23 protein-coding genes and 1 riboswitch are annotated in these 24,931 nt (G+C 59.8%); of the genes, 10 read left to right on the top strand and 13 right to left on the bottom strand.

Translation table 11 applies throughout. The features are described from left to right. Positions 1-4: 4 nt before the first annotated feature. Positions 5-511, bottom strand: coding sequence for a M48 metallopeptidase family protein (locus BLU75_RS24960; protein ID WP_084378505.1), 507 nt, complete (start codon positions 509-511; stop codon positions 5-7). A gap of 43 nt (positions 512-554) precedes the next feature. Then, positions 555-2,687 (bottom strand): putative bifunctional diguanylate cyclase/phosphodiesterase, encoded by a 2,133-nt coding sequence (locus BLU75_RS24955; RefSeq protein ID WP_084378506.1) that lies wholly within the window; start codon positions 2,685-2,687, stop codon positions 555-557. A gap of 320 nt (positions 2,688-3,007) precedes the next feature. On the opposite strand from BLU75_RS24955, the gene BLU75_RS24950 reads away from it, so the two are divergent. Further along, complete coding sequence (locus tag BLU75_RS24950) at positions 3,008-3,673, top strand: polysaccharide lyase family 7 protein (RefSeq protein WP_084378507.1); 666 nt, start codon at positions 3,008-3,010, stop codon at positions 3,671-3,673. Between the two features lie 160 nt (positions 3,674-3,833). Continuing rightward, positions 3,834-3,983 (top strand): hypothetical protein, encoded by a 150-nt coding sequence (locus BLU75_RS27400; protein WP_157720802.1) that lies wholly within the window; start codon positions 3,834-3,836, stop codon positions 3,981-3,983. 3 nt (positions 3,984-3,986) lie between these two features. Here BLU75_RS27400 and fba read toward each other — a convergent pair whose 3' ends face one another. From fba to tkt, 6 genes are all read right to left on the bottom strand, one after another. Continuing rightward, positions 3,987-5,051 (bottom strand): class II fructose-bisphosphate aldolase, encoded by a 1,065-nt coding sequence (fba, locus tag BLU75_RS24945; RefSeq protein WP_008081027.1) that lies wholly within the window; start codon positions 5,049-5,051, stop codon positions 3,987-3,989. A gap of 218 nt (positions 5,052-5,269) precedes the next feature. Further along, the gene (locus BLU75_RS24940; RefSeq protein ID WP_084378508.1) at positions 5,270-5,605 is read right to left on the bottom strand and encodes an MliC family protein; all 336 of its coding nucleotides are present in this window, start codon (positions 5,603-5,605) and stop codon (positions 5,270-5,272) included. A gap of 60 nt (positions 5,606-5,665) precedes the next feature. Next, a complete protein-coding gene (locus BLU75_RS24935; protein ID WP_084378509.1) occupies positions 5,666-5,887 on the bottom strand; it encodes a hypothetical protein in 222 nt (73 codons plus the stop codon). Between the two features lie 29 nt (positions 5,888-5,916). Next, entirely contained in the window at positions 5,917-7,080 is a 1,164-nt protein-coding gene (locus BLU75_RS24930) for a phosphoglycerate kinase (protein ID WP_084378510.1), read from the bottom strand. A 20-nt stretch (positions 7,081-7,100) separates the two neighbouring features. Then, on the bottom strand, positions 7,101-8,162 hold the full coding sequence (gene epd / locus BLU75_RS24925) for an erythrose-4-phosphate dehydrogenase (protein WP_084378511.1): 1,062 nt from the start codon (positions 8,160-8,162) through the stop codon (positions 7,101-7,103). A gap of 140 nt (positions 8,163-8,302) precedes the next feature. Continuing rightward, positions 8,303-10,300 carry a transketolase gene (tkt, locus tag BLU75_RS24920; RefSeq protein WP_084378512.1) on the bottom strand — a complete coding sequence of 666 codons (1,998 nt, stop codon included), beginning with the start codon at positions 10,298-10,300 and terminating at the stop codon, positions 8,303-8,305. 273 nt (positions 10,301-10,573) lie between these two features. On the opposite strand from tkt, the gene BLU75_RS24915 reads away from it, so the two are divergent. From BLU75_RS24915 to BLU75_RS24900, 4 genes are all read left to right on the top strand, one after another. Next, positions 10,574-11,569 carry an ArsR/SmtB family transcription factor gene (locus tag BLU75_RS24915; RefSeq protein WP_084378513.1) on the top strand — a complete coding sequence of 332 codons (996 nt, stop codon included), beginning with the start codon at positions 10,574-10,576 and terminating at the stop codon, positions 11,567-11,569. Positions 11,570-11,588: 19 nt separating this feature from the next. Next, complete coding sequence (gene metK / locus BLU75_RS24910) at positions 11,589-12,779, top strand: methionine adenosyltransferase (RefSeq protein WP_084378514.1); 1,191 nt, start codon at positions 11,589-11,591, stop codon at positions 12,777-12,779. Positions 12,780-12,928: 149 nt separating this feature from the next. After that, on the top strand, positions 12,929-14,611 hold the full coding sequence (gene ligB / locus BLU75_RS24905; protein ID WP_084378515.1) for an NAD-dependent DNA ligase LigB: 1,683 nt from the start codon (positions 12,929-12,931) through the stop codon (positions 14,609-14,611). Between the two features lie 81 nt (positions 14,612-14,692). Further along, complete coding sequence (locus tag BLU75_RS24900) at positions 14,693-15,085, top strand: DUF1090 domain-containing protein (RefSeq protein ID WP_084378516.1); 393 nt, start codon at positions 14,693-14,695, stop codon at positions 15,083-15,085. 30 nt (positions 15,086-15,115) lie between these two features. On the opposite strand, the gene BLU75_RS24895 is transcribed toward BLU75_RS24900, so the two are convergent. Further along, positions 15,116-15,565: a c-type cytochrome gene (locus tag BLU75_RS24895; RefSeq protein WP_084378517.1), complete on the bottom strand. Its 450-nt coding sequence runs from the start codon at positions 15,563-15,565 to the stop codon at positions 15,116-15,118. A gap of 126 nt (positions 15,566-15,691) precedes the next feature. On the opposite strand from BLU75_RS24895, the gene mltA reads away from it, so the two are divergent. Continuing rightward, positions 15,692-16,879, top strand: coding sequence for a murein transglycosylase A (gene mltA, locus BLU75_RS24890; protein WP_084378518.1), 1,188 nt, complete (start codon positions 15,692-15,694; stop codon positions 16,877-16,879). Positions 16,880-16,939: 60 nt separating this feature from the next. Here mltA and BLU75_RS24885 read toward each other — a convergent pair whose 3' ends face one another. From BLU75_RS24885 to BLU75_RS24870, 4 genes are all read right to left on the bottom strand, one after another. Continuing rightward, positions 16,940-17,326: an MAPEG family protein gene (locus BLU75_RS24885; RefSeq protein WP_084378519.1), complete on the bottom strand. Its 387-nt coding sequence runs from the start codon at positions 17,324-17,326 to the stop codon at positions 16,940-16,942. Positions 17,327-17,545: 219 nt separating this feature from the next. Beyond that, a complete protein-coding gene (locus BLU75_RS24880) occupies positions 17,546-18,430 on the bottom strand; it encodes a formate/nitrite transporter family protein (protein ID WP_084378520.1) in 885 nt (294 codons plus the stop codon). A 71-nt stretch (positions 18,431-18,501) separates the two neighbouring features. Continuing rightward, the gene (locus tag BLU75_RS24875) at positions 18,502-20,328 is read right to left on the bottom strand and encodes a patatin-like phospholipase family protein (RefSeq protein ID WP_414860576.1); all 1,827 of its coding nucleotides are present in this window, start codon (positions 20,326-20,328) and stop codon (positions 18,502-18,504) included. Between the two features lie 252 nt (positions 20,329-20,580). Next, on the bottom strand, positions 20,581-20,985 hold the full coding sequence (locus tag BLU75_RS24870) for an acyl-CoA thioesterase (RefSeq protein WP_084378522.1): 405 nt from the start codon (positions 20,983-20,985) through the stop codon (positions 20,581-20,583). A 198-nt stretch (positions 20,986-21,183) separates the two neighbouring features. Continuing rightward, positions 21,184-21,290, top strand: a riboswitch (S-adenosyl-L-homocysteine riboswitch). Positions 21,291-21,311: 21 nt separating this feature from the next. Here BLU75_RS24870 and ahcY point away from each other — a divergent pair. The 3 genes from ahcY to BLU75_RS24855 all read left to right on the top strand — a co-directional run bounded on the left by ahcY (position 21,312) and on the right by BLU75_RS24855 (position 24,899). Beyond that, the gene (ahcY, locus tag BLU75_RS24865) at positions 21,312-22,721 is read left to right on the top strand and encodes an adenosylhomocysteinase (protein ID WP_084378523.1); all 1,410 of its coding nucleotides are present in this window, start codon (positions 21,312-21,314) and stop codon (positions 22,719-22,721) included. 170 nt (positions 22,722-22,891) lie between these two features. Continuing rightward, complete coding sequence (gene metF / locus BLU75_RS24860; RefSeq protein WP_084378524.1) at positions 22,892-23,737, top strand: methylenetetrahydrofolate reductase [NAD(P)H]; 846 nt, start codon at positions 22,892-22,894, stop codon at positions 23,735-23,737. 79 nt (positions 23,738-23,816) lie between these two features. Beyond that, positions 23,817-24,899 (top strand): hypothetical protein, encoded by a 1,083-nt coding sequence (locus BLU75_RS24855; protein WP_084378525.1) that lies wholly within the window; start codon positions 23,817-23,819, stop codon positions 24,897-24,899. Positions 24,900-24,931 lie beyond the last annotated feature (32 nt).

Genomic DNA, 24,931 nt, shown 5'->3' with positions numbered 1-24,931 from the left:
TGGGTTATTCCCGCGCCTTGCCTGCCAGGTCCCGATACGTCAGGTAAACCCGCAGGTCAAACTCCACCTGATGATAACCGGGCAACATGTGCTCGCAGAGTTTATAGAACGCTTTGTTGTGGTCCGATTCCTTGAAGTGCGCCAGCTCGTGGACCACGATCATTTTCAGGAACTGCGGCGCAGCCTCCTTGAACAAGGCGGCGATACGGATCTCTTTCTTCGATTTGAGGTTGCCACCCTGCACCCGGGAAATGCTGGTGTGCAGGCCCAGGGCGCGGTGAGTCAGGTCAAGACGATTATCGAACAGTACCTTGTCGATGGCCGGCGCATTGCGCAGATGTTCCTGCTTCAATGCCAGGGCATAGCTGTACAGCGCCTTATCGCTTTGCACGTCATGGCGCTCGGGGTAACGCTGTTGCAGATACTCGCCCAGTTGATCCTTGGCGATCAATTGGCGCACTTGGTCTTGCAAGGCAGCGGGATAAGCCTGGAGGTATTTCAGCGCGGTCATGGGCTCGGACGACGGGGGTGGAATGGTCGCCAGTGTAACCAATTCAGCAAGGGCCTGCGCACAGCTCGAAAGGCTGCGGCCAGAGGCTGATCTCCTCGGCAATCAACGGCAGGGCGATGATCGGCCCCTGGATCAGTTGGCAACCATGGGCCTTCAACCACTGGCATTGCTCCAGGGTTTCAACGCCTTGGGCAATCACCAACAAATCGAAATGCCCACACAACTCGATAATGCTGCGAGCCATCGCCGCATCCCGACGCGAGCCCGGCAGGCGGGCAATCAGTTGGGGCGCGAGTTTGACGGTATCGAACGCGAGGTTTCGCAGATGCGCCAAGGAACAGTGACCTGCCCCGAAATCGTCCAGGGCGAGACGCACACCCACGCGCCGCAACAACTTCAGCTGTTTGGTGGATTGCTCGAGGTTTTGCATCAGGCTTTCTTCGGATATTTCGACTTCCAGTTGCCGGCCGTGCAACCCATGTCGCTCCAGCACCTGCTGCAGTTGGTCGGCCAGATTGGGCATATTGAACTGACTGCTGCTCAGACTCACACTGAGCACCCAGTCATCGCGCATGATCCGCGCCCACGCAGCCCGTTGGGCGGCCACCTGCTGGTAAATCCAACTGCTGAGTTGGCTGATCAATCGCGCCCCTTCAAGCAACGGCAGGAACAACCCTGGCGGCACATCACCGACGCTCGGGTGCTGCCAGCGCAGTAACGCTTCGACGCCTCTTAAATGACCATCCTCGAGGGACACCTGGGGTTGATACACCAACGTGACATCTTTGTTGTCGATCGCTGTGCCCACGCTGTTTTCAAGCATCAGCCGCGAGCGGGCGCGGCCGTTCATCTCCTGATCGTAATAGCGATATTGCTGACGGCCCGCTCGCTTGGCTTCGTACATCGCAATGTCCGCCGCATGCAGCAAGCCGTCCAGATCGTTGCCGCAGTCGGGGAACGTCGCAATGCCGATGCTGGCACCCAGCATGACGTCCAGACCATCGACTTGCTGGCAGATGGATACCCGCTCGATGAGTTTCTCGGCGATTTTTGCCGCCTGCTCCGGATACTCCAGCTCCAGTAATGCGGTGAATTCATCACCGCCCATGCGCCCGAGAATGTCGTAGCCGCGCAGGCAGGTTTTCAATTGCGCCGAGACCCAGCCCAGCATCTGGTCGCCAGCCTCGTGCCCAAGGGAGTCGTTGATCCGTTTGAAACCGTCCAGATCCAGGTACAGCAGTACTAACGTGTGCTCGTTGCGCTCGTTACGTTCGTGGTGCTGTAACACGGTTTCCACGGCCTGATAGAAGCCACGCCGATTGAGCAGCCCCGTCAGCGGATCGGTCACCGCCTGGAACTCCAGTTGCTCGTGCAAATGGCGCACTTCAGACATATCCAGCACGGTGACCACCATTGCCTTCTGCTCATCCGGCAAGGGTGCGCATGACATCGCCACGGGCAGTTGTTGGCCGGGTACGGTGCGCAAAATGGCGTCATGCAAGCGCCAGGTCTCGCCTCGACGATAGCCGGCGTATAACTCGGACTCGCGCCAGTCAGGCACGTGAGGTTTTTGCAGGAAACTCAGCAGCGTCTGGCCTTGCAACTCGCCAACCGGCGCATTGAGCAATCGCGAAATCGCCGGGTTGGCGTAGCTGATGACGCCGTCCTCGCCCACCACCAGAATGCCCTCGGCGGCATTCTCGAGCACCGAGGCATTAAAGGCCCTCGCCAGCTCCAGGTCGTGGCTCAGACGCTGCAACGCCCGTCGGTTGTGCTGATGCTCCAACAGGGCCTGAACCTTGGGCTTGAGAATGAGCGGGTCGAACGGCTTGAGCAGGTAGTCGATACCACCGCTGGCGTAGCCTTCAAGTACCGCCGTCGGAGAATGTGCGCTGGCGCTCAAGAAAATGATCGGCGTCATGCAGGTACGCTGGCTGCCACGCATCATCCGAGCCACTTCAAAACCATCCATACCGGGCATTTTTACATCCAGCAATACCAGGTCTACGTCATGTTCCAGCAGTAACGCCAAGGCTTCGAGACCGGACGCTGCGGTGACCACTTGCCAATCCTCGCACTGCAGAAGCGCGCGCATGCTGATCAGGTTTTCCGGGTAGTCATCGACCACCAGGAGTACCGAAGAGGCTTCGCCGTGCTGGGTTGGAACGCATTCCATGCTGCTTCTTATCCTTGAAGATGTATTCCGGTCACTTTTGAGAGAAAAAGCCGGACAGATCGTGAGGTCTCACTCTAGCCTTGGATCCTGTAAAGCAGAAGTGACGACGGTGCCATCGTTGTGCCAAAGATCACTGAGCCGACTAACGGTCAAGCGCCACAGGCCCCCTGTCATGGGAAAGATGGCTTTTTGACAGACTCTTGACGCCAATAAATCGCCTTAAAGTGATTAACAAACGTTTACCAGCCGCTTATAACGAATAGGCGAACACGCGGGCCAAAGCCTTTTGGCTCTTCTTACGTTTTTAAAAGGCGCACCTCATGATCGACCTGTCCACCTGGAACCTGAGCATTCCCGTCGGAACCCCACCTGCCACAATTAACACTCCCAAGCTGCTCAGTGGTTTCAACGGCAAATACTTCCAGGCCAAAGGCAGCAGCGTGCAATTCTGGACACCCGTTACCGGTACCCGCACCGAAAATGCCATCTATCCACGCAGCGAGCTGCGAGAAACCTACACCGATGGGCGGCTACGCAATTGGACCTATACCGAAGCCGACAACTTCCTGCGCGCCACCTTGGCCGTCAACCAGGTGCCGTCCTCCGGCAAGATCGTGATCGGCCAGATTCACGCCTATGACAGTCAGAAGCCGTTGTTGAAAGTCGAGTACCAGTACAAGGAGAAAACCCAGAGCGGCAACATCGTCGCCAAGGTCCGCATGCGCCCGGATGACAGCGAAGGCCGGGTAATCATCGTCGCCGAAAATGTTCCGCTGGAGCGAAACTTCACCTACGTCATCAATTTGAACAAGGCCGGGCTCTTGAGCGTCCGGGCGGCCAGCGGGCAATGGAATGAACGCATCGGCGCGGCCTGGGGCAAGAAGCCGTTGTACTTCAAGGCCGGGGTCTACGTTCAGGACAACAAGGGCGACAGTAAGGAAGGTGGCAAAGTGACGTTTGCCAAACTGGATATTGATCACGACTGACGTACACCCTGGGCTGCCGTATTTGTTATTGCCGCTGTGCGTGGGAGGCCTTCGGGTCTGTCGGGTCTTAACGCCTCGGTCTGCGAACCCGCGTACAGTTGCCACCCCATTTGTTTCGCAGCAAACGGTGGCCATTCTTCTCTTGAGTGAAGGATTTGCCATGAAGGCACAACTACGCATTCTGGTTCAGGACGTGAGCGATGTGTTCCGGGTCATTGAGCGCCAAGTCACCAGCATTCCATCTCGCGAAAACGAAGCAAATTCCGGCCGAAAAAAAGCCCGCATCGCTGCGGGCTTTTTAAACACCTAAGGCTCAGTTCACCTTGGCGTTCAACTCACCTTTCAAATAACGCTGGTACATCGCCTCCAACGAAATCGGCTTGATCTTCGAGGCGTTGCCCGCCGTGCCAAAGGCTTCATAACGCGCGATACACACGTCACGCATGGCGGTGACGGTGGCGCCGAAGAATTTGCGCGGATCGAATTCGCTCGGGTTGGTGGCCATCAGGCGACGCATCGCGCCGGTGGACGCCAGGCGCAGGTCGGTGTCGATGTTGACCTTGCGCACGCCGTGCTTGATACCTTCGACGATTTCTTCAACCGGTACGCCATAGGTTTCTTTGATATCGCCGCCGTACTGGTTGATGATCGCCAGCCACTCTTGCGGTACCGAGGAAGAACCGTGCATCACCAGGTGGGTGTTAGGGATGCGCTTGTGGATTTCCTTGATGCGGTCGATGGCAAGCACGTCGCCGGTAGGCGGCTTGGTGAACTTGTAGGCGCCGTGGCTGGTGCCGATGGCGATGGCCAGGGCATCCACCTGGGTGCGCTTGACGAAGTCAGCGGCTTCTTCCGGATCGGTCAGCATCTGGCTGTGATCCAGCACGCCTTCGGCACCGATGCCGTCTTCTTCGCCGGCCATACCGGTTTCCAGCGAACCCAGGCAACCCAGCTCGCCTTCCACCGATACGCCGCAGGCGTGAGCCATGGCCACGGTTTGTTGGGTGACGCGCACGTTGTAGTCGTAGTCGGTCGGGGTCTTGCCGTCTTCGCCCAGGGAGCCGTCCATCATCACCGAGGAAAAGCCCAGCTGGATCGAGCGCTGGCAGACGTCAGGGCTGGTGCCGTGGTCCTGGTGCATGCACACCGGGATGTGCGGGAATTCTTCGATGGCCGCCAGGATCAGGTGACGCAGGAATGGGGCGCCAGCGTATTTACGCGCACCGGCCGAAGCCTGGACGATCACTGGAGAGTCAGTCTTGTCAGCGGCTTCCATGATGGCGCGCATTTGCTCAAGGTTGTTGACGTTAAAGGCTGGTACGCCGTAGCCGAACTCGGCTGCGTGGTCCAGCATTTGACGCATGCTGATAAGTGCCATTGTCTCTCTCTCCCGGTCGAGGGTCGTTAATCGTGCAAGCCTGCCGTAGCGGCGACTGCTATTCAAGTTATTGCAGGTCAGGGTTTGCCTAGCTGCCCTGCTGAATCGTTTTTTGTGTATCCGGTTCAACACCGATATCACTTTTGAAACCGAATCAGGTGTGGGAGCGAGCAAGCCCGCTCCCACCCTTGGATCTCATCTATTTTGAAATCGTCTGCTTACTGGGCTTTGCAACCCCGGCCGATCAAATCGTCGGTGGCAACCCAGTAAACCAGGCCTTCCTCACCCTTTGTGTGAAACGCCAGCTGGTCGTTGCTGTACAGCGCCCCCGAGGCGGCCACATCCTGTTTGAGACGATAGACCTGCTCCGCCCCACCCAGGCGTACATCCACCTGGCTGCGGCTGTCATCGACAAACCGCCAGATCACTTGTGCCCGGCTGTCACAGGTCCAGGTCGTCCATGTGTCCTGCGGTTCAGCCTGGTTGCCGAACATGTCCAGGTTGCTGCAGCCGGCCAATAACGCCAGGGCCACCAGGGCGATAACGCCTTTCATTGCCACTCCTCGAACGGCGGCACGAAGCCGCCACTGCTGTCGGTTAGTGAATCAGACCCATCAAGGGCAACCCTGTTCCTTACCTTTGGGCGGAGAATCGTATTTCTCCAGCCTATCAGGCCCTATGCGCTTACTGATCACCGGCAGGGTTTCGGCCTGCCACTCAGATTGATAGCAGCCCGTTTCCGGCTCCGCGCTCTCAGCTTCGGGTGCCGCCTTCGGCGCGCTGCCACAGCCAGCCAACAGGCCCGCCGCGATCACCAGCGCAAACGACTTGATCATGGGAATACTCCTTTTCCAGACCGTGAGCCTTAGCCTTTGGCCCGGCTTTCCAGCACTTCAACCGCGGGCAGGACCTTGCCTTCAACAAACTCAAGGAACGCGCCACCACCGGTAGAAATGTAGGAGATTTGATCGCTGACGCCATATTTATCGATGGCAGCCAAGGTGTCGCCGCCGCCTGCGATGGAGAACGCCGAGCTTTGCGCGATCGCCTGGGCCAGCACTTTGGTGCCATTGCCGAACTGGTCGAACTCGAACACGCCGACCGGGCCGTTCCACAGGATGGTCCGGGACGCTTTCAGCAGTTCGGCGAAGTTGGCCGCAGTTTGCGGGCCAATATCCAGGATCATGTCGTCAGCCGCGACATCCGCAATCAGCTTGACGGTGGCTTCGGCGCTTTCGGCGAATTCTTTGGCGACCACTACATCGACCGGCAGCGGCACGCTGACTTTGCCGGCGATGGCGCGGGCGGTGTCCAGCAGGTCCGGTTCGTACAGGGATTTGCCCACCGGGTGACCGGCAGCCGCCAGGAACGTATTGGCAATGCCGCCACCGACGATCAATTGGTTACAGATCTGGCTCAAGCTGTTGAGCACGTCGAGCTTGGTGGAAACCTTCGAGCCGGCCACGATGGCCGCCATCGGCTGGTCCGGCGCACCCAGCGCTTTGCCCAGGGCCTCGAGTTCTGCGGCCAGCAATGGACCTGCCGCGGCGACTTTAGCGAACTTGGCGACGCCATGGGTCGAACCCTCGGCGCGGTGAGCGGTGCCGAAAGCGTCCATCACGAATACGTCGCACAGGGCCGCATATTGCTGGGCCAGTTCGTCACTGTTGTTTTTCTCGCCCTTGTTGAAGCGCACGTTTTCGAACAACACGATGTCGCCCGCCTTGACGTCAATGCCGCCCAAGTAGTTCGCCACCAGCGGCACTTCACGGCCCAACGCCTTGCTCAGGTAATCGGCTACCGGCTTGAGGCTGTTTTCGGCCGAGAACTCACCTTCGGTCGGACGACCCAAGTGCGAGCAGACCATCACGGCCGCGCCTTTTTCCAGGGCCAGCTTGATGGTCGGCAGCGAAGCCAGGATTCGCGCATCGCTGCTGACAACACCGTCCTTGACTGGGACGTTGAGGTCTTCGCGAATCAGTACGCGCTTACCTTGCAGATCGAGGTCGGTCATCTTCAACACGGTCATGGGTCGCATTTCCTGAGTTACTATTTGTGAGAGACAGAAAGGGCTGAAGCGGTTTGCAGATAATGTTCTGCAACATCCAGCATTCGGTTGGCAAACCCCCATTCGTTGTCGAACCAGGCCAGGATGTTCACCAGCCGTGGGCCGGAAACACGGGTCTGACTGGCATCGACAATTGCCGAATGTGGGTCGTGGTTGAAATCACAACTGGCGTGGGGCAACTCGGTGTAGGCCAACAAGCCTTTGAGCGGGCCGTGGGTAGCGGCTTCGCGCAGGATCCGGTTGACCTCGCTGGCGTCGGTGTCGCTGACAGTCTGCATCGTAATGTCCAGACACGACACGTTCACGGTTGGCACACGCACTGCTTTGGCCTGGATTCGCCCGGCAAGTTCCGGCAGCAAGCGTTCGATACCGCGAGCCAGGCCGGTGGACACCGGAATCACCGACTGGAAGGCCGAGCGCGTACGGCGCAAGTCTTCATGATGATAAGCGTCGATCACCGGCTGGTCGTTCATCGCCGAGTGGATGGTGGTGATCGACACATACTCCAAGCCAATCGCCTGATCCAGCAAGCGCAGCAGCGGCACACCGCAGTTGGTGGTGCAAGAAGCGTTGGACACCAGCAGTTCGGCACCGCTCAGGCAATCCTGGTTGACGCCGTAGACGATGGTGGCGTCGACATCCGCCTCGCTGGCCATCGGCTGGGAAAACAGCACGCGCGGTGCGCCGGCGTCGAGAAAGCGCTGGCCGTCGGCACGCGTGTTGTAGGCACCGGAGCATTCCAACACCAGGTCGACGTCCAGCGTCGCCCAGTCGATGCCCTCGGGCGTGGCACTGCGCAGGACTTTCACGCAGTCGCCATTGATATGCAGACAATCGCCGTCGACCCGCACTTCGCCGGGGAACCGGCCGTGGGTGGAGTCAAAGCGTGTCAGGTATTCGATGCTGGCCATGTCGGCCAGATCATTGATCGCGACAATCTCAAAGCCCGCCGCCGCCCCTCGTTCGAACAGAGCCCGCAGGACGCAACGACCAATCCGGCCGTAGCCGTTGAGTGCAACTTTGTAGCGACGCGGTTGAGGCATGGGGTTCTCGATTACCGTGGTTATAGGGTGAATGTGCCGCCGCCTTCGCGAGCAAGCCCGCTCCCACATTTGGATCGCGATCTAATGTGGGAGCGGGCTTGCTCGCGATGAGGCCAGTACAGCCACCCCAATCTACAGCCTTAGTCTTCCAGCAGCTCTTCAGCCTGGCCCAGGATATTTTCCAGGGTGAAACCGAACTCCTCGAACAGCGCTGGCGCTGGCGCCGACTCACCGTAGGTGGTCATGCCGATCACGCGGCCTTCCAGGCCCACGTACTTGTACCAGTAGTCGGCATGCGCGGCTTCGATGGCGATACGCGCACTGACCTGCAACGGCAGGACCGATTGCTTGTAACCGGCATCCTGGGCTTCGAAGACGCTGGTGCACGGCATCGAAACCACACGCACTTTACGACCCTGCTCGGTCAGCTTGTCGTAGGCCTGGACGGTCAGGCCCACTTCGGAACCGGTGGAGATCAGGATCAGCTCCGGCTCGCCAGCGCAGTCCTTGAGCACGTAGCCGCCACGGCTGATATCGGCGATCTGCGCGTCGCTGCGAACCTGATGTTGCAGGTTCTGACGGGAGAAGATCAGCGCCGAAGGGCCGTCCTTGCGCTCGATCGCGTGCTTCCAGGCCACGGCCGATTCAACCGCGTCGGCTGGGCGCCAGCAATCGAGGTTAGGCGTGGTGCGCAGGCTGGTCAGTTGTTCGACCGGCTGGTGCGTCGGGCCGTCTTCACCCAGGCCGATGGAATCGTGGGTGTATACATGGATCACGCGCTTCTTCATCAGCGCGGCCATGCGTACGGCGTTGCGGGCGTATTCCATGAACATCAGGAAGGTTGCACCGTAAGGCACCAGGCCACCGTGCAGGGCAACGCCGTTCATGATCGCGCTCATGCCGAACTCACGCACGCCGTAGTACATGTAGTTGCCGCTGGCGTCTTCAGCCGATACGCCTTTACAGCCCTTCCACAAGGTCAGGTTGGAGCCGGCCAGGTCAGCCGAACCACCGAGGATCTCAGGCAGCAGCGGACCGAAGGCGTTCAGGGTGTTCTGGCTGGCTTTACGGCTGGCAATGGTCTCGCCCTTGGCCGCGACTTCGGCGATGTAGGCCGAGGCTTTCTCCGAGAAATCGGCAGGCAGGTCACCGGCAAGGCGACGCACCAGCTCGTTGGCCAACTCAGGGAACTCGGCAGAATAGGCGGCGAAACGCTGGTCCCACTCCGCCTCGGCGGCACGACCGGTTTCCTTGGCGTCCCACTCGGCGTAGATGTCAGCCGGAATTTCGAACGGGCCATGGTTCCACTTCAGCGCTTCACGGGTCAGGGCGATTTCCGCGTCACCCAGCGGGGCGCCGTGACAATCTTCCTTGCCCTGCTTGTTCGGCGAACCGAAACCGATGGTGGTCTTGCAGCAGATCAGGGTCGGCTGCTCGCTCTTGCGCGCGGTTTCGATGGCGATCTTGATCTCTTCCGGATCGTGGCCGTCGACGTTGCGGATCACCTGCCAGTTGTAGGCTTCGAAACGCTTTGGCGTATCGTCGGTGAACCAGCCTTCGACTTCGCCGTCGATGGAGATGCCGTTGTCATCGTAGAAAGCGATCAGCTTGCCCAGGCCCAGGGTACCGGCCAGGGAGCTCACTTCGTGGGAAATGCCTTCCATCATGCAGCCATCACCCAGGAACACATAGGTGTGGTGGTCGACGACGTTATGCCCCGGACGGTTGAACTGCGCCGCCAGGACTTTTTCAGCCAGGGCAAAACCCACGGCGTTGGCCAGGCCCTGGCCCAGGGGACCGGTGGTGGTCTCCACGCCTGGGGTGTAGCCGAATTCCGGGTGGCCCGGGGTGCGGCTGTGCAACTGGCGGAAGCTCTTGAGGTCATCAATGGTGACGTCGTAGCCGGTCAGGTGCAGCAGCGAATAGATCAACATCGAGCCGTGGCCGTTGGACAGCACGAAGCGGTCGCGGTCGGCGAACGAAGGGTTGCTCGGGTTGTGTTTCAGGTAGTCACGCCAAAGTACCTCGGCGATATCCGCCATGCCCATCGGGGCACCGGGATGGCCGCTGTTGGCTTTTTGCACGGCATCCATGCTGAGGGCACGAATGGCGTTGGCACGCTCACGACGGCTGGGCATCGCTGATCTCCTGAGGATTGTTGAATCGATAGTGAATAGAAGAAACGGAAAAAGGACCGGCATTTTCCCTCAGCCACGGCCCTCGGGGCAATGACAGATAGTGACTTATGCGGGTTTTTCCTGTGGTTTGGACTGCATTCCCTTCGAGAACACTTCCCGCCGTTCGTCTAAAGGTTATTGAGGGTGCTTATAACCATCACGCCGAAATCAATATCAAAACTTTTTGATATTGGCCTTGCGAGGATTTAAACCCATCACTAGACTGCTGACCCTATGAACTTACCTGCGCCCTCCATTCGCCCCGACGATTGCGACGAGCTGGCAGCCTTGTGCAAGGCCGGCGGCGATCCGTTGCGCCTGAATGTATTGCGCGCGCTGGCCAACGATTCGTTCGGCGTGTTGGAGCTGGCGCGAATCTTCGCCATCGGTCAGTCCGGCATGAGCCACCATTTGAAGGTGCTGGCCCAGGCCGATCTGGTGGCGACCCGCCGCGAAGGCAACGCGATTTTTTATCGCCGTGCCCTGCCTCACACCGAGCAGTTGGGTGGCAAGCTGCACGCGGCGCTGCTGGAAGAAGTGGATAGCCTGGCCCTGCCGGCTGATGTGCAGTCGCGGATCGCGCAGGTACATGGACTGCGCGCCGCCGCCAGCCAGGATTTTTTCTCACGGGTCGCGGACAAGTTTCGCGCCCAGCAAGACTTGATCGCCGGATTGGCGCAATACCGCGAAAGCGTGCTGGCCCTGCTCGACAAACTGAGCTTCAACGCCCACGCCACGGCGCTGGAAGTCGGTCCGGGCGATGGTGGTTTCCTGCCCGAGCTGGCGCGACGCTTCGAGCAGGTCACGGCGCTGGACAACAGCCCGGCCATGCTGGAACTGGCGCGCCAGGTGTGTGAACGCGAATGCCTGGGCAATGTCCATCTGCAACTGGCCGATGCCCTGAATGATGTGGGCCTGCAAGCCGATTGCGTGGTGCTGAACATGGTCCTGCACCATTTCGCTGCGCCGGCCGAAGCCCTCAAGCAAATGGCCAGTTTGCTGCAACCGGGCGGCAGCCTGCTGGTAACAGATTTATGCAGCCACAACCAGAGTTGGGCCAGGGAGGCCTGCGGTGATCTATGGTTGGGTTTTGAACAGGACGATCTGGCCCGTTGGGCCACCGCTGCGGGACTCGTTCCCGGGGAAAGCCTCTACGTAGGCTTACGTAATGGTTTCCAGATTCAGGTCCGCCACTTTCAGCGACCGACTGGCGACACTCACCATCGGTAAATATCAGGAAAACATCGAGATGAGCGAATACTCCCTTTTCACCTCCGAGTCCGTGTCTGAAGGGCATCCGGACAAAATCGCCGACCAGATCTCTGATGCGGTGCTGGACGCCATCATTGCTGAAGACAAGTTCGCCCGTGTGGCGTGCGAGACTCTGGTGAAAACGGGCGTGGCGATCATCGCTGGCGAAGTCACCACTTCGGCCTGGGTCGACCTGGAGCAGATTGTCCGTGACGTGATCACCGACATCGGCTACACCAGCTCCGACGTCGGCTTCGACGGCGCGACCTGCGGCGTGATGAACATCATCGGCAAGCAATCGCCAGACATCAACCAAGGCGTTGATCGTGCCAAGCCCGAAGATCAGGGTGCCGGCGACCAGGGCCTGATGTTCGGCTACGCCAGCAACGAAACCGAAGTGCTGATGCCTGCACCGATCACCTTCTCGCACCAATTAGTCAAGCGCCAGGCCGAAGCCCGCAAGTCCGGCCTGCTGCCTTGGCTGCGCCCGGACGCCAAGTCCCAGGTGACCTGCCGTTATGAAGGCGGCAAAGTCGTCGGCATCGACGCGGTTGTGCTGTCGACCCAGCACAACCCAGAAGTCTCCTACAAAGACCTGCGCGAAGGCGTGATGGAGCTGATCGTCAAGCACGTGCTGCCTGCCGAACTGCTGACCAAGGACACCCAGTTCCACATCAACCCGACCGGCCAGTTCATCATTGGCGGCCCGGTGGGCGACTGCGGCCTCACCGGGCGCAAGATCATCGTCGACAGCTACGGCGGCATGGCCCGTCACGGCGGTGGCGCGTTCTCCGGCAAGGATCCCTCCAAGGTCGACCGTTCCGCAGCCTATGCCGGTCGCTACGTGGCCAAGAACATCGTCGCCGCCGGCTTGGCCGAGCGTTGTGAGATTCAGGTGTCCTACGCCATCGGTGTCGCCCAGCCGACATCGATTTCGCTGAATACCTTCGGCACCGGCCGCATCAGTGACGACAAGATCGTCAAGCTGGTGCGCGAAGTGTTTGATCTGCGCCCTTACGCGATCACCACCATGCTCGACCTGCTGCACCCGATGTACCAGGAAACCGCGGCCTACGGCCACTTCGGTCGTACCCCTGAACAGAAGACCGTTGGCGACGACACCTTCACCACGTTCACCTGGGAAAAAACCGACCGCGCCAACGACCTGCGTACCGCTGCCGGCCTGTAATCGTTGTCGGCCTGTCCAAGGCCGACACCCGTCTCGGGTGGCCTGTTCCAGTAAGCAGACACACCCGGTAAAAAGCCTCGCGCCCGCGGGGCTTTTTTATGCCCGCTCGCTTGCCTTAGGCTGGACACCCTTTCCGAGCAAGGATGCTCATGATGACCTCGCGACTGTTGATCTATCTGCTGCTTTTGCTGTGCCCCACCCTCGCCTGGAGCGATGAATGCCCGGCCTGGCCACCCGCGCAGGCCAAGGACGAAATAACGGCGCTGCAGCGCCAGATCACCCTCTGGAATGACCACTACCATCGGCTCGGCCGCTCATTGATCAGCGACGAGCTTTACGATCAGGCCCGCCAACGCCTGGGCCAATGGCGCGAGTGCTTTGCCCAGGAAACTCCGCCCGCCGACCATCCGCTGGCCAGTTCTCGCGGGAGCTTGCGCCATCCGGTCCCGCACACGGGCCTGGAGAAACTCGCCAGTCAGTCGGCGGTGGAGGACTGGATCCGGGCGCGCGACGGCCTGTGGGTCCAACCCAAGGTCGATGGCGTGGCCGTGACCTTGATCTACCGGGCTGGTCACCTGGTCAAGGCCATCAGTCGCGGCGACGGCGTGTTTGGCCAGGACTGGTCCGCCTCGGCGCGCAAGATTCCGGGGATTGTGCAAAAACTGCCCGAGCCCATCGATCTGCTGTTGCAGGGCGAGCTTTATTGGCGCCTGGACAATCACGTCCAGGGCACACACGGTGGCATGAATGCCCGCAGTAGAGTGTCCGGGCTGATGAACCGCCAGCACCTCAGCGACGTCGACGCCGCCGGCATTGGCTTGTTTGTCTGGGCCTGGCCCCAAGGGCCGGCGGACCTCAAGGAGCAACTCGACACACTGGCACGCTGGGGCTTCAGCGACAGTCGGCGGTATAGCCAACCCATCGGCAACCTCGAGGACGCACGTAACTGGCGCGTTTTCTGGCACAACCATCCGCTGCCCTTCGCCACAGACGGCATCGTGCTGCACCAGAACCAACGTGCACCGGCCAACCGTTGGCAGGCCAGCGCGCCGTACTGGTCCGCCGCCTGGAAGTACCCGGCTACCAAAGCCCTGGCGCAGGTAAAAAAAGTGAATTTCAACATCGGCCGCACGGGCCGTATAACGCCAATCCTGGAGTTGGACCCGGTGCTGCTGGACGACCGCCAGATCCGGCGAGTCAGCCTCGGCTCCTTGAAACACTGGCAGGAGCTGGATATCCGTCCCGGTGATCAGGTTTCCATCAGCCTCGCCGGTCAAGTGATCCCAAGGTTTGAGCACGTCATCCTGCGCAGCCACACACGGGTCGAGGTCGAGGTGCCAGTGGCGAGCGACTTTCACCCTCTAAGCTGCTGGCAATTGACCCCGGGCTGCGAGGAGCAGCTACTTGCGCGCTTGACCTGGCTGAGTAGCAATCAGGGGCTGGACCTCTCGCATATTGGCCGCGAGACCTGGAGCACACTGATCCAGGCCGGCCAAATCCATGGCTTGGTCGATTGGTTGAACCTTGATGAGGCAGAGCTTGCTAACATTGACGGCCTCGGTGATCGAAGCAGTGAACGCCTGCTTGCCAGTTTGCGCAGTGCCCGGCAGCGACCGTTCGCACAATGGTTGAGTGCTCTGGGTGTTCCGCCCACTGCTCGCAATAACCTGGAAGGCGGCTGGAATGCCTTGACCACTCGGGATGCTCAAGCCTGGCAAACCGAAGCGGGAATCGGCCCGGGACGCGCAGTACAATTGAGCGCGTTTTTCCACGACCCACAGGTCGTGGCCATCGGCGAAACATTACGTGCCATTGGGATAGACGGTTTCTAGCGCCCTATCAGCCAGATTAACCGGTGCCGGCAGAAACCATCCTGCCCACCTTACAGCGACCTTGTTTACCCTGGAGTCTTTATGAAATTTCTTGCACCGCTCGCCCTCTTGACCGCCGCCTTCGTGAGCACACCGCTGCTGGCCGACGAAGCCGCATCGCAACTGACCGGCTGTGCCGCCAAGCGCCAGGCCATCACGACTCAGATCGAGCAGGCAAAAGCCCACGGCAACGATGCGCAGCAAGCCGGCCTGGAAAAGGCCCTGAGCGAAGTCACCACCCATTGCACCGATGCCTCCCTGAAAAAGGAGCGTGAAAACAAGGTCCTCGATGCCAAGCACGAAGTCAGCCAGCGTCAGGCAGACCTCGACAAGGCCATGAAAAAGGGTGACTCCGAGAAGATCAACAAGCGTAAAGACAAGCTCGCCGAGTCCCGCAAGGAATTGCAGGACGCCTTGAACGAGTTGGACAAGTAAGACGCAGACGCTCTTCTTGTGCGGACCGACTCAGTGATTGCGGAACTGTTTATGGCAGGCGCTGCAGGCATCTTCGACTTTCTGCACCGCCGGCCCCAGGTTACTGGCCTTGTACGGCTGCACCTGACTGACGATCACCAACTCAGCGGTGGCCGTCTCAAGATTGCGCGCCAGTTCCTGGAAAAGCGCCTGCTTTTGCCAGACATCGTCCGTGGCGCTGGTGTGATCTTCTTCGCGCACCTTCGGGAAATGTTTCCAGGGCTCATGGGACAGTTTGTCCAGCGCAACCGCGCCCTCGGAAAATCTTGCCCCATCGAATGGCACCCGTCCACGCAGCATGCCACCCAGGTCTTCACTGGTTTTGAGCATCTGCTTGAAAATCGCCTTGCGCTGGCCCAACGGCGAATCGGGATCAACCCCACCGCAAGCAGACAAGGTCAGGCAGGCCAGCAGTACAAGCGTCAGTTTTTTAAAAGTCATGGTGGCTCAGTCACGGAAAACGGCGGCCAGTATCCCCGTCCCGACCTCAAAGACCAATAGCCCTATTAATAATATGGATTGCCGGAGCCGCCACTGACTCGGGTGATCATCTCAGGAATTGCATACATGAATGTCCCGCTGAACCCCTGGAGCCGCCGCCTGGCGTGGGCTCTTCCGATGATCGCGCTGCTCGCCGGTTGCGACGGCGGCAACACCCCGGAACCAAAACCAGAAGCCGAAAAGCCCCACGCCATTGCGACCTATGTCAGCACCCCATGGGACGCCTTGCCGGCGGTATCCGACAGCGATCTGCAAGCTGGTTTCGAATCCTGGCGCAGCGCCTGTCAACGGCTCAAGAACGACCCGATCTGGGGGGCCACCTGCGCAGCGGCCACCAACGTTCCAGCGACCGCCAACGATATTCGCCGGTTCCTGAAGGAGCAACTGGATGTCTACAGCCTGCGCTCGAGGGACGATACACCGAATGGCTTGATCACCGGTTACTACGAGCCAGTGTATCCGGGCAGCCTGACCGAGACTGAAACCGCTCACGTCCCCGTGTTCGGGGTACCTGACGACCTGATCATCGTCAACCTGGAGAGCATCTATCCGGAACTCAAGGGCAAACGTCTGCGCGGACGCCTGGAAGGACGCGTGCTAAAGCCCTATGACGATGCCGGTACCATCAACCAGCAAGGCTCCAGTGCCAAGCCCATCGCCTGGTTGACCAACCCGATGGATCTGCAATTCCTGCAAATCCAGGGCTCTGGTCGCATCCAGCTGGCCGACGGTCGTCAACTGCGCGTGGGCTATGGCGATCAGAACGGCTTTCCCTATCGCCCTATCGGCCGTTGGCTGGTGGAACAAGACGAGCTGAAAAAAGCCGACGTAACCATGGGCACCATCAGCGCCTGGGCCAAGGCTCATCCCGAGCGTATTCCGCAACTGCTGGCGAGCAATCCCAGCTACGTGTTTTTCAGCGCCCGGCCCGACAGCAATGAAGGCCCGCGCGGTTCGCTGAACGTGCCGCTGACCGCGGGCTACAGCGTGGCGGTGGATCGCAAGGTGATTCCGCTGGGCAGCCTGCTATGGCTGTCGACCACGCGCCCCGACGGCGCGCCGATCGTCAGGCCAGTGGCGGCCCAGGATACCGGTGGCGCAATTACCGGCGAGGTCCGCGCCGACCTGTTCTGGGGCACCGGCGATGCAGCGGGTGAGCTGGCCGGAAACATGAAACAACAAGGCCAGATCTGGATGCTGTGGCCCAAAGGCGCGGTGCTGCCCAAAGTGCCGGATGCGCCTGCAGGAAGCTGAAGAGCAAATCCGGGAGCGGCGGTGTGACTTGCCGCTCCCAGACTGAACCGCGTCCAGACCTTACATCGATACGAAAAAGAAACTCGCAATCAGCGCCATGCCCACAAACCACACCAGCGAACGCAATATTGCCCAATCCGCCAGGTAGCAAATGATGTAGAGCAAGCGACTGGTGATGAACAGCACCGCCAGCACGTTGATGGTCACCAGTTCCGCGTTGCCCGCCATGTGCGCAATGATCACGGCCGCGGCAAACGCCGGGGTCACTTCAAAGCTGTTGAGCTGCGCGCTGTGGGCACGCCTGGCAAACCCCTCGAGCGTTTCCAGGAAGGCTCGGGGATCATGGTTTTGCCGTGGCCCGAACTTGCCCTCACTGAACTTGGCGACGCCGGTACACACGTACGGCAGAAAAATTGCGATCAACACACACCAGAAAGCGACTGTCATCACTCATTCCTTTTTTGGTTTTATTCGACGCTCAGAACTTCATCACGCACATGCCGATCAGTTCCCGCCCACAGGCTATGAGGCGCGGCCGGCCGAAAGGTTCTTCCGGTATCACCTAATTGACAACTTACCCGGATCATTCAGTCATCCCACAGTGCGGCAGCTGAGACATTAGCTCACTTGCAGGGAACACGCTGCATGTGCGCCTTGCGTCTCGCTTCACGGCGCCTTCTTGGACCGCTGCGCTTGCCGTGGCTCCGCCGCTGGCTTGGGTACGCTGCTTTCACTGCGAACCTGCGCATGACTGATCAGGGCGAAGATAAAGCTGCCACCGATAATGTTGCCGGCAAGTGTCGGACCGGCAAACACCAGCCAGAAATCTTCCCACGGCAACTCGCCGGCGAACACCAGATAAGAGACTTCCGCCGAACCTACGACAATATGGGTGAAGTCACCCAGCGCCATGAGGTAGGTGATCAGAATAATGATCCAGAACTTCGCGCTTTCCATCGACGGGATCATCCACACCATGGTGGCAATCATCCACCCGGAGACAATGCCCTTGGCAAACATCTGGCCGCTGTCGTTCTCCATGACCTTGCGCCCGATATCCAGAAAAGCCAGGTCGGTCTTGGCATCGAAAAGTGGCAAATGCAAAATCACATAAGCCACCAGCAAAGTGCCGCACAGGTTACCCACCAGCACCACCGTCCATAACCGCAGCAGTCGTCCGGCGTTGGCCAGCGTCGGCTTGCTCATTACCGGCAATACCGCGGTCAGGGTGTTTTCGGTGAACAATTGCTGGCGCGCCAGAATCACCGCCAAAAAGCCTGCGCAGTAACCAAAGCTGCTGATGACCTTGAAGGTTTCCGCGTCCGGCAGGCGTGCGGTGAGCAAACCCATGGCCATCAGTGAAAGGCCCATGCTCAGGCCAGCGGCCAGCGCCGACCACCACAGCGCGGCAACGCTGCGCTCCAGCTCCTGATCCCCCTGGGTGCGAATGATTTCATGCAGAACCGCCGCCCGAGGCGGCTGATTTTTGTCCACATCCTGCTGTTCTTCAGCGGAGAGGTCGGCGGTCTTGTCGTCTGTTTGGGTGACCATAATATTCCTGAATCCAGAGGAGGCCTGTAGCTACGACAGACTGGATCCGGCGCTGTTCACTGCAGCGTTGCTCAAGCCCGCATGCGCCAGGCCTTGGCCATTTCCACGGTGGTGGAGTGCTGCACTTTTTTCCAGGGCCGATTGCGGGCCACGTAGTGCTCGGCGATGCCATCGAGCACTTGATTGACTTGAGAAGCCGTGGTGGCCCGCGCCAGGTTATGCTCGGCGCGCCGCAGCAAGGCGATGTTGCCATCCGGCTGTCCGGTGCGAAACAGCGACGGATAGATCACCTCCCGCGTGAAGTTATCGGCAATCACCGCGATGTCGCGTCTGCGCATTTCGGCCACCGCGCTGGCCATGACATGGGACACAGCCGTCGGTTGCACAGCACTGAATTGCAATAATTGCTGATAGTTGCGGTTATCCGCGGTATTGAGCCTTTGACCCAACCATTCGACCTGTTCCGGACAACTGGCAAGCGCATCCAGATTACGCAACGCCCGCGCCAACCCGGGTGTCAGCAGCAGCGGTGGTGTCGCGTTGGCTTGGACGATGGCGGATTCCACGGCCTGCAGCGCCAGCGACGCGTCGCGCCGGAACCGCAGCACTTCAGTGCATGCCCCGCTGTCCCCCAGTCTATTCAACGCTTGGGCCAACAGGTGGTCATCCATGGCCAGTACCGCAGCGTCCAGCGATTCGAACAGATGCCGTTCACGCACACTGGCGCGCGCCTGCAAATGCGTGTCGACGGCGCGGCGGGAGAGCTCTTGCAAATGGTCTTTCACCGCGCCGGGCATCGTGAAATTGACCGTGCCATTGAGCCAGCCTCGAAAATCACCCTTTTCACCGTTCAACGGCAGCGTCACGATCTGGTCAGCGAAGGCTTTCAGCCTGGCGCGTTTCAGCTCGCTGGCCGCCGTACAGGGAACGCCGCTGATGCAGTCGGTCAGGCTGCTGGCAAATCCGACCCGCACCACCGGTTTCAACGGCACTTCGGACTCGAACTTGATAATCAACTGTTCAGTGCGGTTCAACCGGCTTTCGGCGAAAGATCGCTGGAACAACTCCGTGACCGGTGTATTGAGGAGCATGCCGCCGTCTTGAAAGGCCACTTTTTCGGTCGCCGCCTGAAATGGCTGGCCTTGTTCAACCGGCGGGCTGAACAGGATCGGCAGCGCGCCCGAGATATGAGCGGCATGGGCGATATCCATGTCAGGTGTGAGGTCTGCATTGAACACCACCAACTGTGGCCGTCCGTCGAACATCCCGGTGCCGGTGATACTGAGTTGCTTGATCGCCGGAATATGCCGACTCAACACCTGCAGGTCGCGGAAAGTGGTGGCGCCGCCTGCTGCCAGCCTGCCATCGATGGCGACTATCTCAGCCGCACGGCGGTTTTCGGGAAGGCGGGCGATATGGGCCTGCACGGCGTGGCGCGATTCAGTGCGCACCAGGGTTTCGAGGGGCGCGGCATCTGACTGCAGGCGCGGCAGCAGGGTCAGCAGCAACTGCGAGTAGCTGCCCACCGGACCCGGCAGGCGCCCCAGCACTTTGCCGAGGCTCGAGCCGGCATTTTGCAGCCAGGCGACAACCGGGGTTTTACTGTTCAACAGCTTGGGCAGCTCAATAGTGTCCGATAACGTATCGAACGCTTCGGCGCCCATGCCACTGGCCAGCAGCGCAGCTGAAATCCCCCCCGCAGACGAACCGATAATCACCTGGACGCCCTCTAGCGCGTGCTTATCCTCAAGCGCCTGGGCCACCCCGGGAAACGCGATACCCTTGGCGCCGCCGCCACTGAGCACCAAGCGCGAAACGGCCGGTGGCGATACCTGCAGTTCCACCACGCCATTGCTGTATCGACTGAGATCCAGCTTGCGCTCGCCCACGCCTTCCAACAACGAGGTTTTTGGGCCCCGAGGACAAGCAAGCGCACTTATCGGACTGCCGAGCAGCGGCACCGCCAGTCCCGCGCCGAGGACATCTTGGCTGTCTACAGCTGAACATTGCGGCCCCGGCGGCGGAACATGAGTTGGGGCGAGGACCTTCATAAACACGCGCTCTCCGTAAGGGGTAGCCCTAAGTGTGGTGAGCACGTGCGGGAATGATCCGCGCAGAATCATCCAGTAGCAAAAAACCGATGCCGTCCCTTACTGGCCGAGCGCCTCGTCCTGAAACTGATCCTTGACGTATTTGATCTCGGTACGCCCATGGGGCGCGGGCAGGCCATCTTCACCCAGGTTGACGAAGACCATTTTTTCCACCGTCAGAATGCTCTTGCGGGTGATCTTGTTGCGCACTTCACACGTCAGCGTGATGGAGGTGCGACCGAACTCGGTGGCGGTAATGCCCAGCTCGATGATGTCGCCCTGGCGCGAGGCACTGACAAAATTGATTTCGGAGATGTACTTGGTCACCACGCGCTGGTTGCCCAGCTGGACAATCGCATAGATCGCTGCTTCTTCATCGATCCAGCGCAGCAGGCTGCCGCCGAACAGGGTGCCGTTGGGGTTGAGGTCTTCGGGTTTTACCCATTTGCGGGTGTGGAAGTTCATGGTCACTCCAAAGCGTCTGGTGAAATGCTGGACAACATCATGGCAGAGCCCGGGCCCAAGCTCTATGAGCCATTGCCTATCAACCCCATGAGCGAACTTCATGCCGCCGACAGAAAGGCTTGGGAAGTACCGCGTACACGGCTATAATCGCCCCCGTTTTATAACGGTCATCGTCGATTGATACCGTTCTCCCGCCACCTGTCCGAGGGGCGCTGCAGCAGGCTTGGCCTGTCAGGCTCGGATGGGGCGTTGTCCGGCCTGGTTGTCCTGGCTGGATACTAAACGCACAACGGCGCCCATTCGCACACTACGAATGGAGGCTCTTCATGAGCGCTGTAAACACGCCTGCAGATTTCAACGACTATAAAGTCGCCGACATGTCCCTCGCCGCCTGGGGCCGTCGCGAAACCTTTATCGCCGAATCCGAAATGCCGGCCCTGATGGGTCTGCGCCGCAAATATGCCGCTGAGCAGCCGCTCAAGGGCGCGAAGATTCTCGGCTGCATCCACATGACCATTCAGACTGCCGTGCTGATCGAAACCCTGGTGGCCCTGGGTGCCGAAGTGCGCTGGTCGTCCTGCAACATTTTCTCGACGCAAGACCAGGCCGCTGCCGCCATCGCCGCTGCCGGCATTCCCGTTTTCGCCTGGAAAGGCGAGACCGAAGAAGAGTACGAGTGGTGCCTGGAGCAAACCATCCTCAAGGATGGCGCGCCGTGGGATGCCAACATGATCCTCGACGACGGCGGCGACCTGACCGAGCTGCTGCACAAAAAGTACCCGCAGATCCTCGACCGCGTCCACGGCGTGACCGAAGAAACCACCACTGGCGTACACCGTCTGTTGGACATGCTGGCCAAGGGCGAGCTGAAGATCCCGGCCATCAACGTCAATGACTCGGTGACCAAGAGCAAGAACGACAACAAATACGGCTGCCGTCACAGCCTGAACGATGCAATCAAGCGCGGTACCGACCACTTGCTCTCGGGCAAGCAAGCGCTGGTGATCGGCTACGGTGACGTGGGCAAGGGTTCGTCCCAGTCGCTGCGTCAGGAAGGCATGATCGTCAAGGTCTCCGAAGTTGACCCGATCTGCGCTATGCAAGCCTGCATGGACGGCTTCGAAGTGGTTTCGCCGTTCATCGACGGCGTCAATGACGGCACCTCCGCCAGCATCGACGCGGCCCTGCTGGGCAAGATCGACTTGATCGTGACCACCACCGGTAACGTCAATGTCTGCGACGCCAACATGCTCAAGGCCCTGAAAAAGCGCGCCGTGGTGTGCAACATCGGTCACTTCGACAACGAAATCGACACCGCTTTCATGCGCAAGAACTGGGCATGGGAAGAAGTGAAGCCGCAGGTACACAAGGTTCACCGTACCGGCGCGGGCGATTTCGACCCTCAGAACGATGACTACCTGATCCTGCTGGCCGAAGGCCGCCTGGTAAACCTGGGTAACGCCACCGGCCACCCAAGCCGCATCATGGATGGCTCGTTCGCCAACCAGGTCCTGGCCCAAATCTTCCTGTTCGAGCAGAAATACGCCGACCTGTCGCCTGCCCAGAAAGCCGAGCGCCTGACCGTGGAAGTACTGCCGAAGAAACTCGACGAAGAAGTGGCCCTGGAAATGGTCCGTGGCTTCGGCGGTGTGGTAACGCAACTGACCAAGACTCAGGCCGACTATATCGGCGTGACCGTTGAAGGCCCGTTCAAGCCGCACGCCTACCGCTACTAAAATCAGTTCCACCTGCTTCACCTGTAGGAGCGAGCTTGCTCGCGAAAAACTCAAGGGCACCGCGTATATCCTGTTTTTACGCGTTATCGTTGATGTTCTTCGTGAGCAAGCTCGCTCCTACAGTGCAGGTGGGTTGCACCGTCGGCTTCTGAGTTTCAAAGGGTATTACCATGTCCCAAGACCGTCGCTACAGCTTCGAGTTTTTCCCGACCAAGACCGATGCTGGGCATGAAAAACTGATGGCAACTGCGAAGCAGTTGGCCAGCTACCACCCCGATTTCTTCTCCTGCACCTACGGCGCGGGTGGCTCGACCCGTGATCGCACGATCAACACCGTGTTGCAGCTGGAAAGCGAAGTCAAAATCCCGGCTGCACCACATTTGTCATGCGTGGGCGACAGCAAGGACGACCTGCGCGGCCTGCTAGCCCAGTACAAGGCTGCCGGCATCAAGCGCATCGTCGCCCTGCGCGGTGACCTGCCATCCGGCATGGGCATGGCCAGCGGCGAGTTGCGCTACGCCAATGACCTGGTGAGTTTCATTCGTGAAGAGACCGGTGATCACTTCCATATCGAAGTGGCCGCTTATCCGGAGATGCACCCGCAGGCACGCAATTTCGAAAACGACCTGCAGAATTTCGTGCGCAAGGTCAATGCCGGTGCCGACAGCGCGATCACCCAATACTTCTTCAACGCCGACAGCTACTTCTACTTCGTCGAGCGTGTGCAGGCCATGGGTGTGAGCATTCCAGTGGTCCCGGGCATCATGCCGATCACCAACTACAGCAAACTGGCGCGTTTCTCCGACGCCTGCGGCGCGGAAATCCCGCGCTGGGTGCGTAAACAACTGGAAGCCTACGGTGACGATGTCAAAAGCATCCAGGCATTCGGCGAACAGGTTATCAGCGAAATGTGTGAAACTTTGCTGCAAGGTGGCGCACCAGGGTTGCACTTCTATACCCTGAACCAGGCCGAACCGAGCCTGGCCGTCTGGAACAACCTCAAGCTGCCACGCTAAAGGTCGTTTTGCGCTGTACCCAGGCCCTCTTGATACGAGGGCCTTTGTCGTTTTACATGCCAACGGAAACCCGCAGTCCATGAATACAGCGCCCTCGACTCCCCGCCCGCAGCTAGTTTATTTGGTGTTCGGCGCCGAGACTTATCATCAGGAGGCGGTATTCAGCATCGCCAGCGCCTTGGCCAACCTGCGGGACACACCGGACGCAGTCCTCGATATCCAGGTTTTCAGCGACAACCCCGAGCCCTACCGACTGTTGCCGGTGCACGTCCGAGCGCTGGACGAAGCCACCCGCAAACGCTGGAGCGAGCCCCACGGTTATCACTTCCGTACCAAGCACGTGGTGCTGCGCCAAGTGCTTGCCGAGTCGGAACTGGGACTGCTGATCGACACCGACACTTTTTTCCATCACTCGCCCATGGCGCTGTTCGAGCGAGTCCAGCCGGGCACCCTGCTGTGCAACGCCTTCTACACCAAGTACGGCGATAACCACGAAAGCATCCTGTACAGCGCGTTGCGTCAACGCCTGCTGGACATGGGCGTGGCCGACGACGAGATGATGACCCTCAATTCCGGGGTCATGGGCCTGACGCAACAGGACGCACATATCCTCGACCGTTCCATCGAGCTGATGGACGAACTCTTCCCCCATGCCCAAGGGGCGTACACCCTGGAAGAGTTCTGTCTGTCCATCGCCGCCTACCGCACGCTCAACGTGCGCGAATGTCCGGATTTGATTCACCATTACTGGAGCCGCAAGCAACTGTTCCGCGCCAAGGTCAAGGCCTGGATCGCCAAGCACGCCGCCGACCCCACTTGCTCCGCGGCGCTGGACGACACCCGCGAGGTCTCCGCCCACCTGCCGCGTCCACCGCGCCTGCAACGCATGATGTATAAGCTGATCACCCTGGTATTGCCCAAGCATCAGCAGCAGTTCATCCGCGAAATCCTGTATGGCTGCTATGAACATGAAAATGAGTTCGACCAAGCCTGTGGCCCGGTCTGGTGGGACAAGGCGCGCCAGAACCAGGAAGAGCGCCAGGGCCGCCCAATCGACGCCCATCTGCTGGAGCACTGGTTCGCCAACCCCGTCGTGCGTCTGATCCTCGGGGAGCGCCGCCGCGCCATTTATGAACACCTGATGAAGTCTTCTTCACACTGAAGATTCACCAGCGCTCGCTGAAGATACCCATG

This window comes from Pseudomonas mucidolens, assembly GCF_900106045.1.
In the GTDB taxonomy this organism is placed as follows: Bacteria; Pseudomonadota; Gammaproteobacteria; order Pseudomonadales; family Pseudomonadaceae; genus Aquipseudomonas; species Aquipseudomonas mucidolens.
The sequence above is the reverse complement of the archived record's forward strand: the minus strand, read 5'-3'. Positions and strand labels throughout refer to the sequence as shown.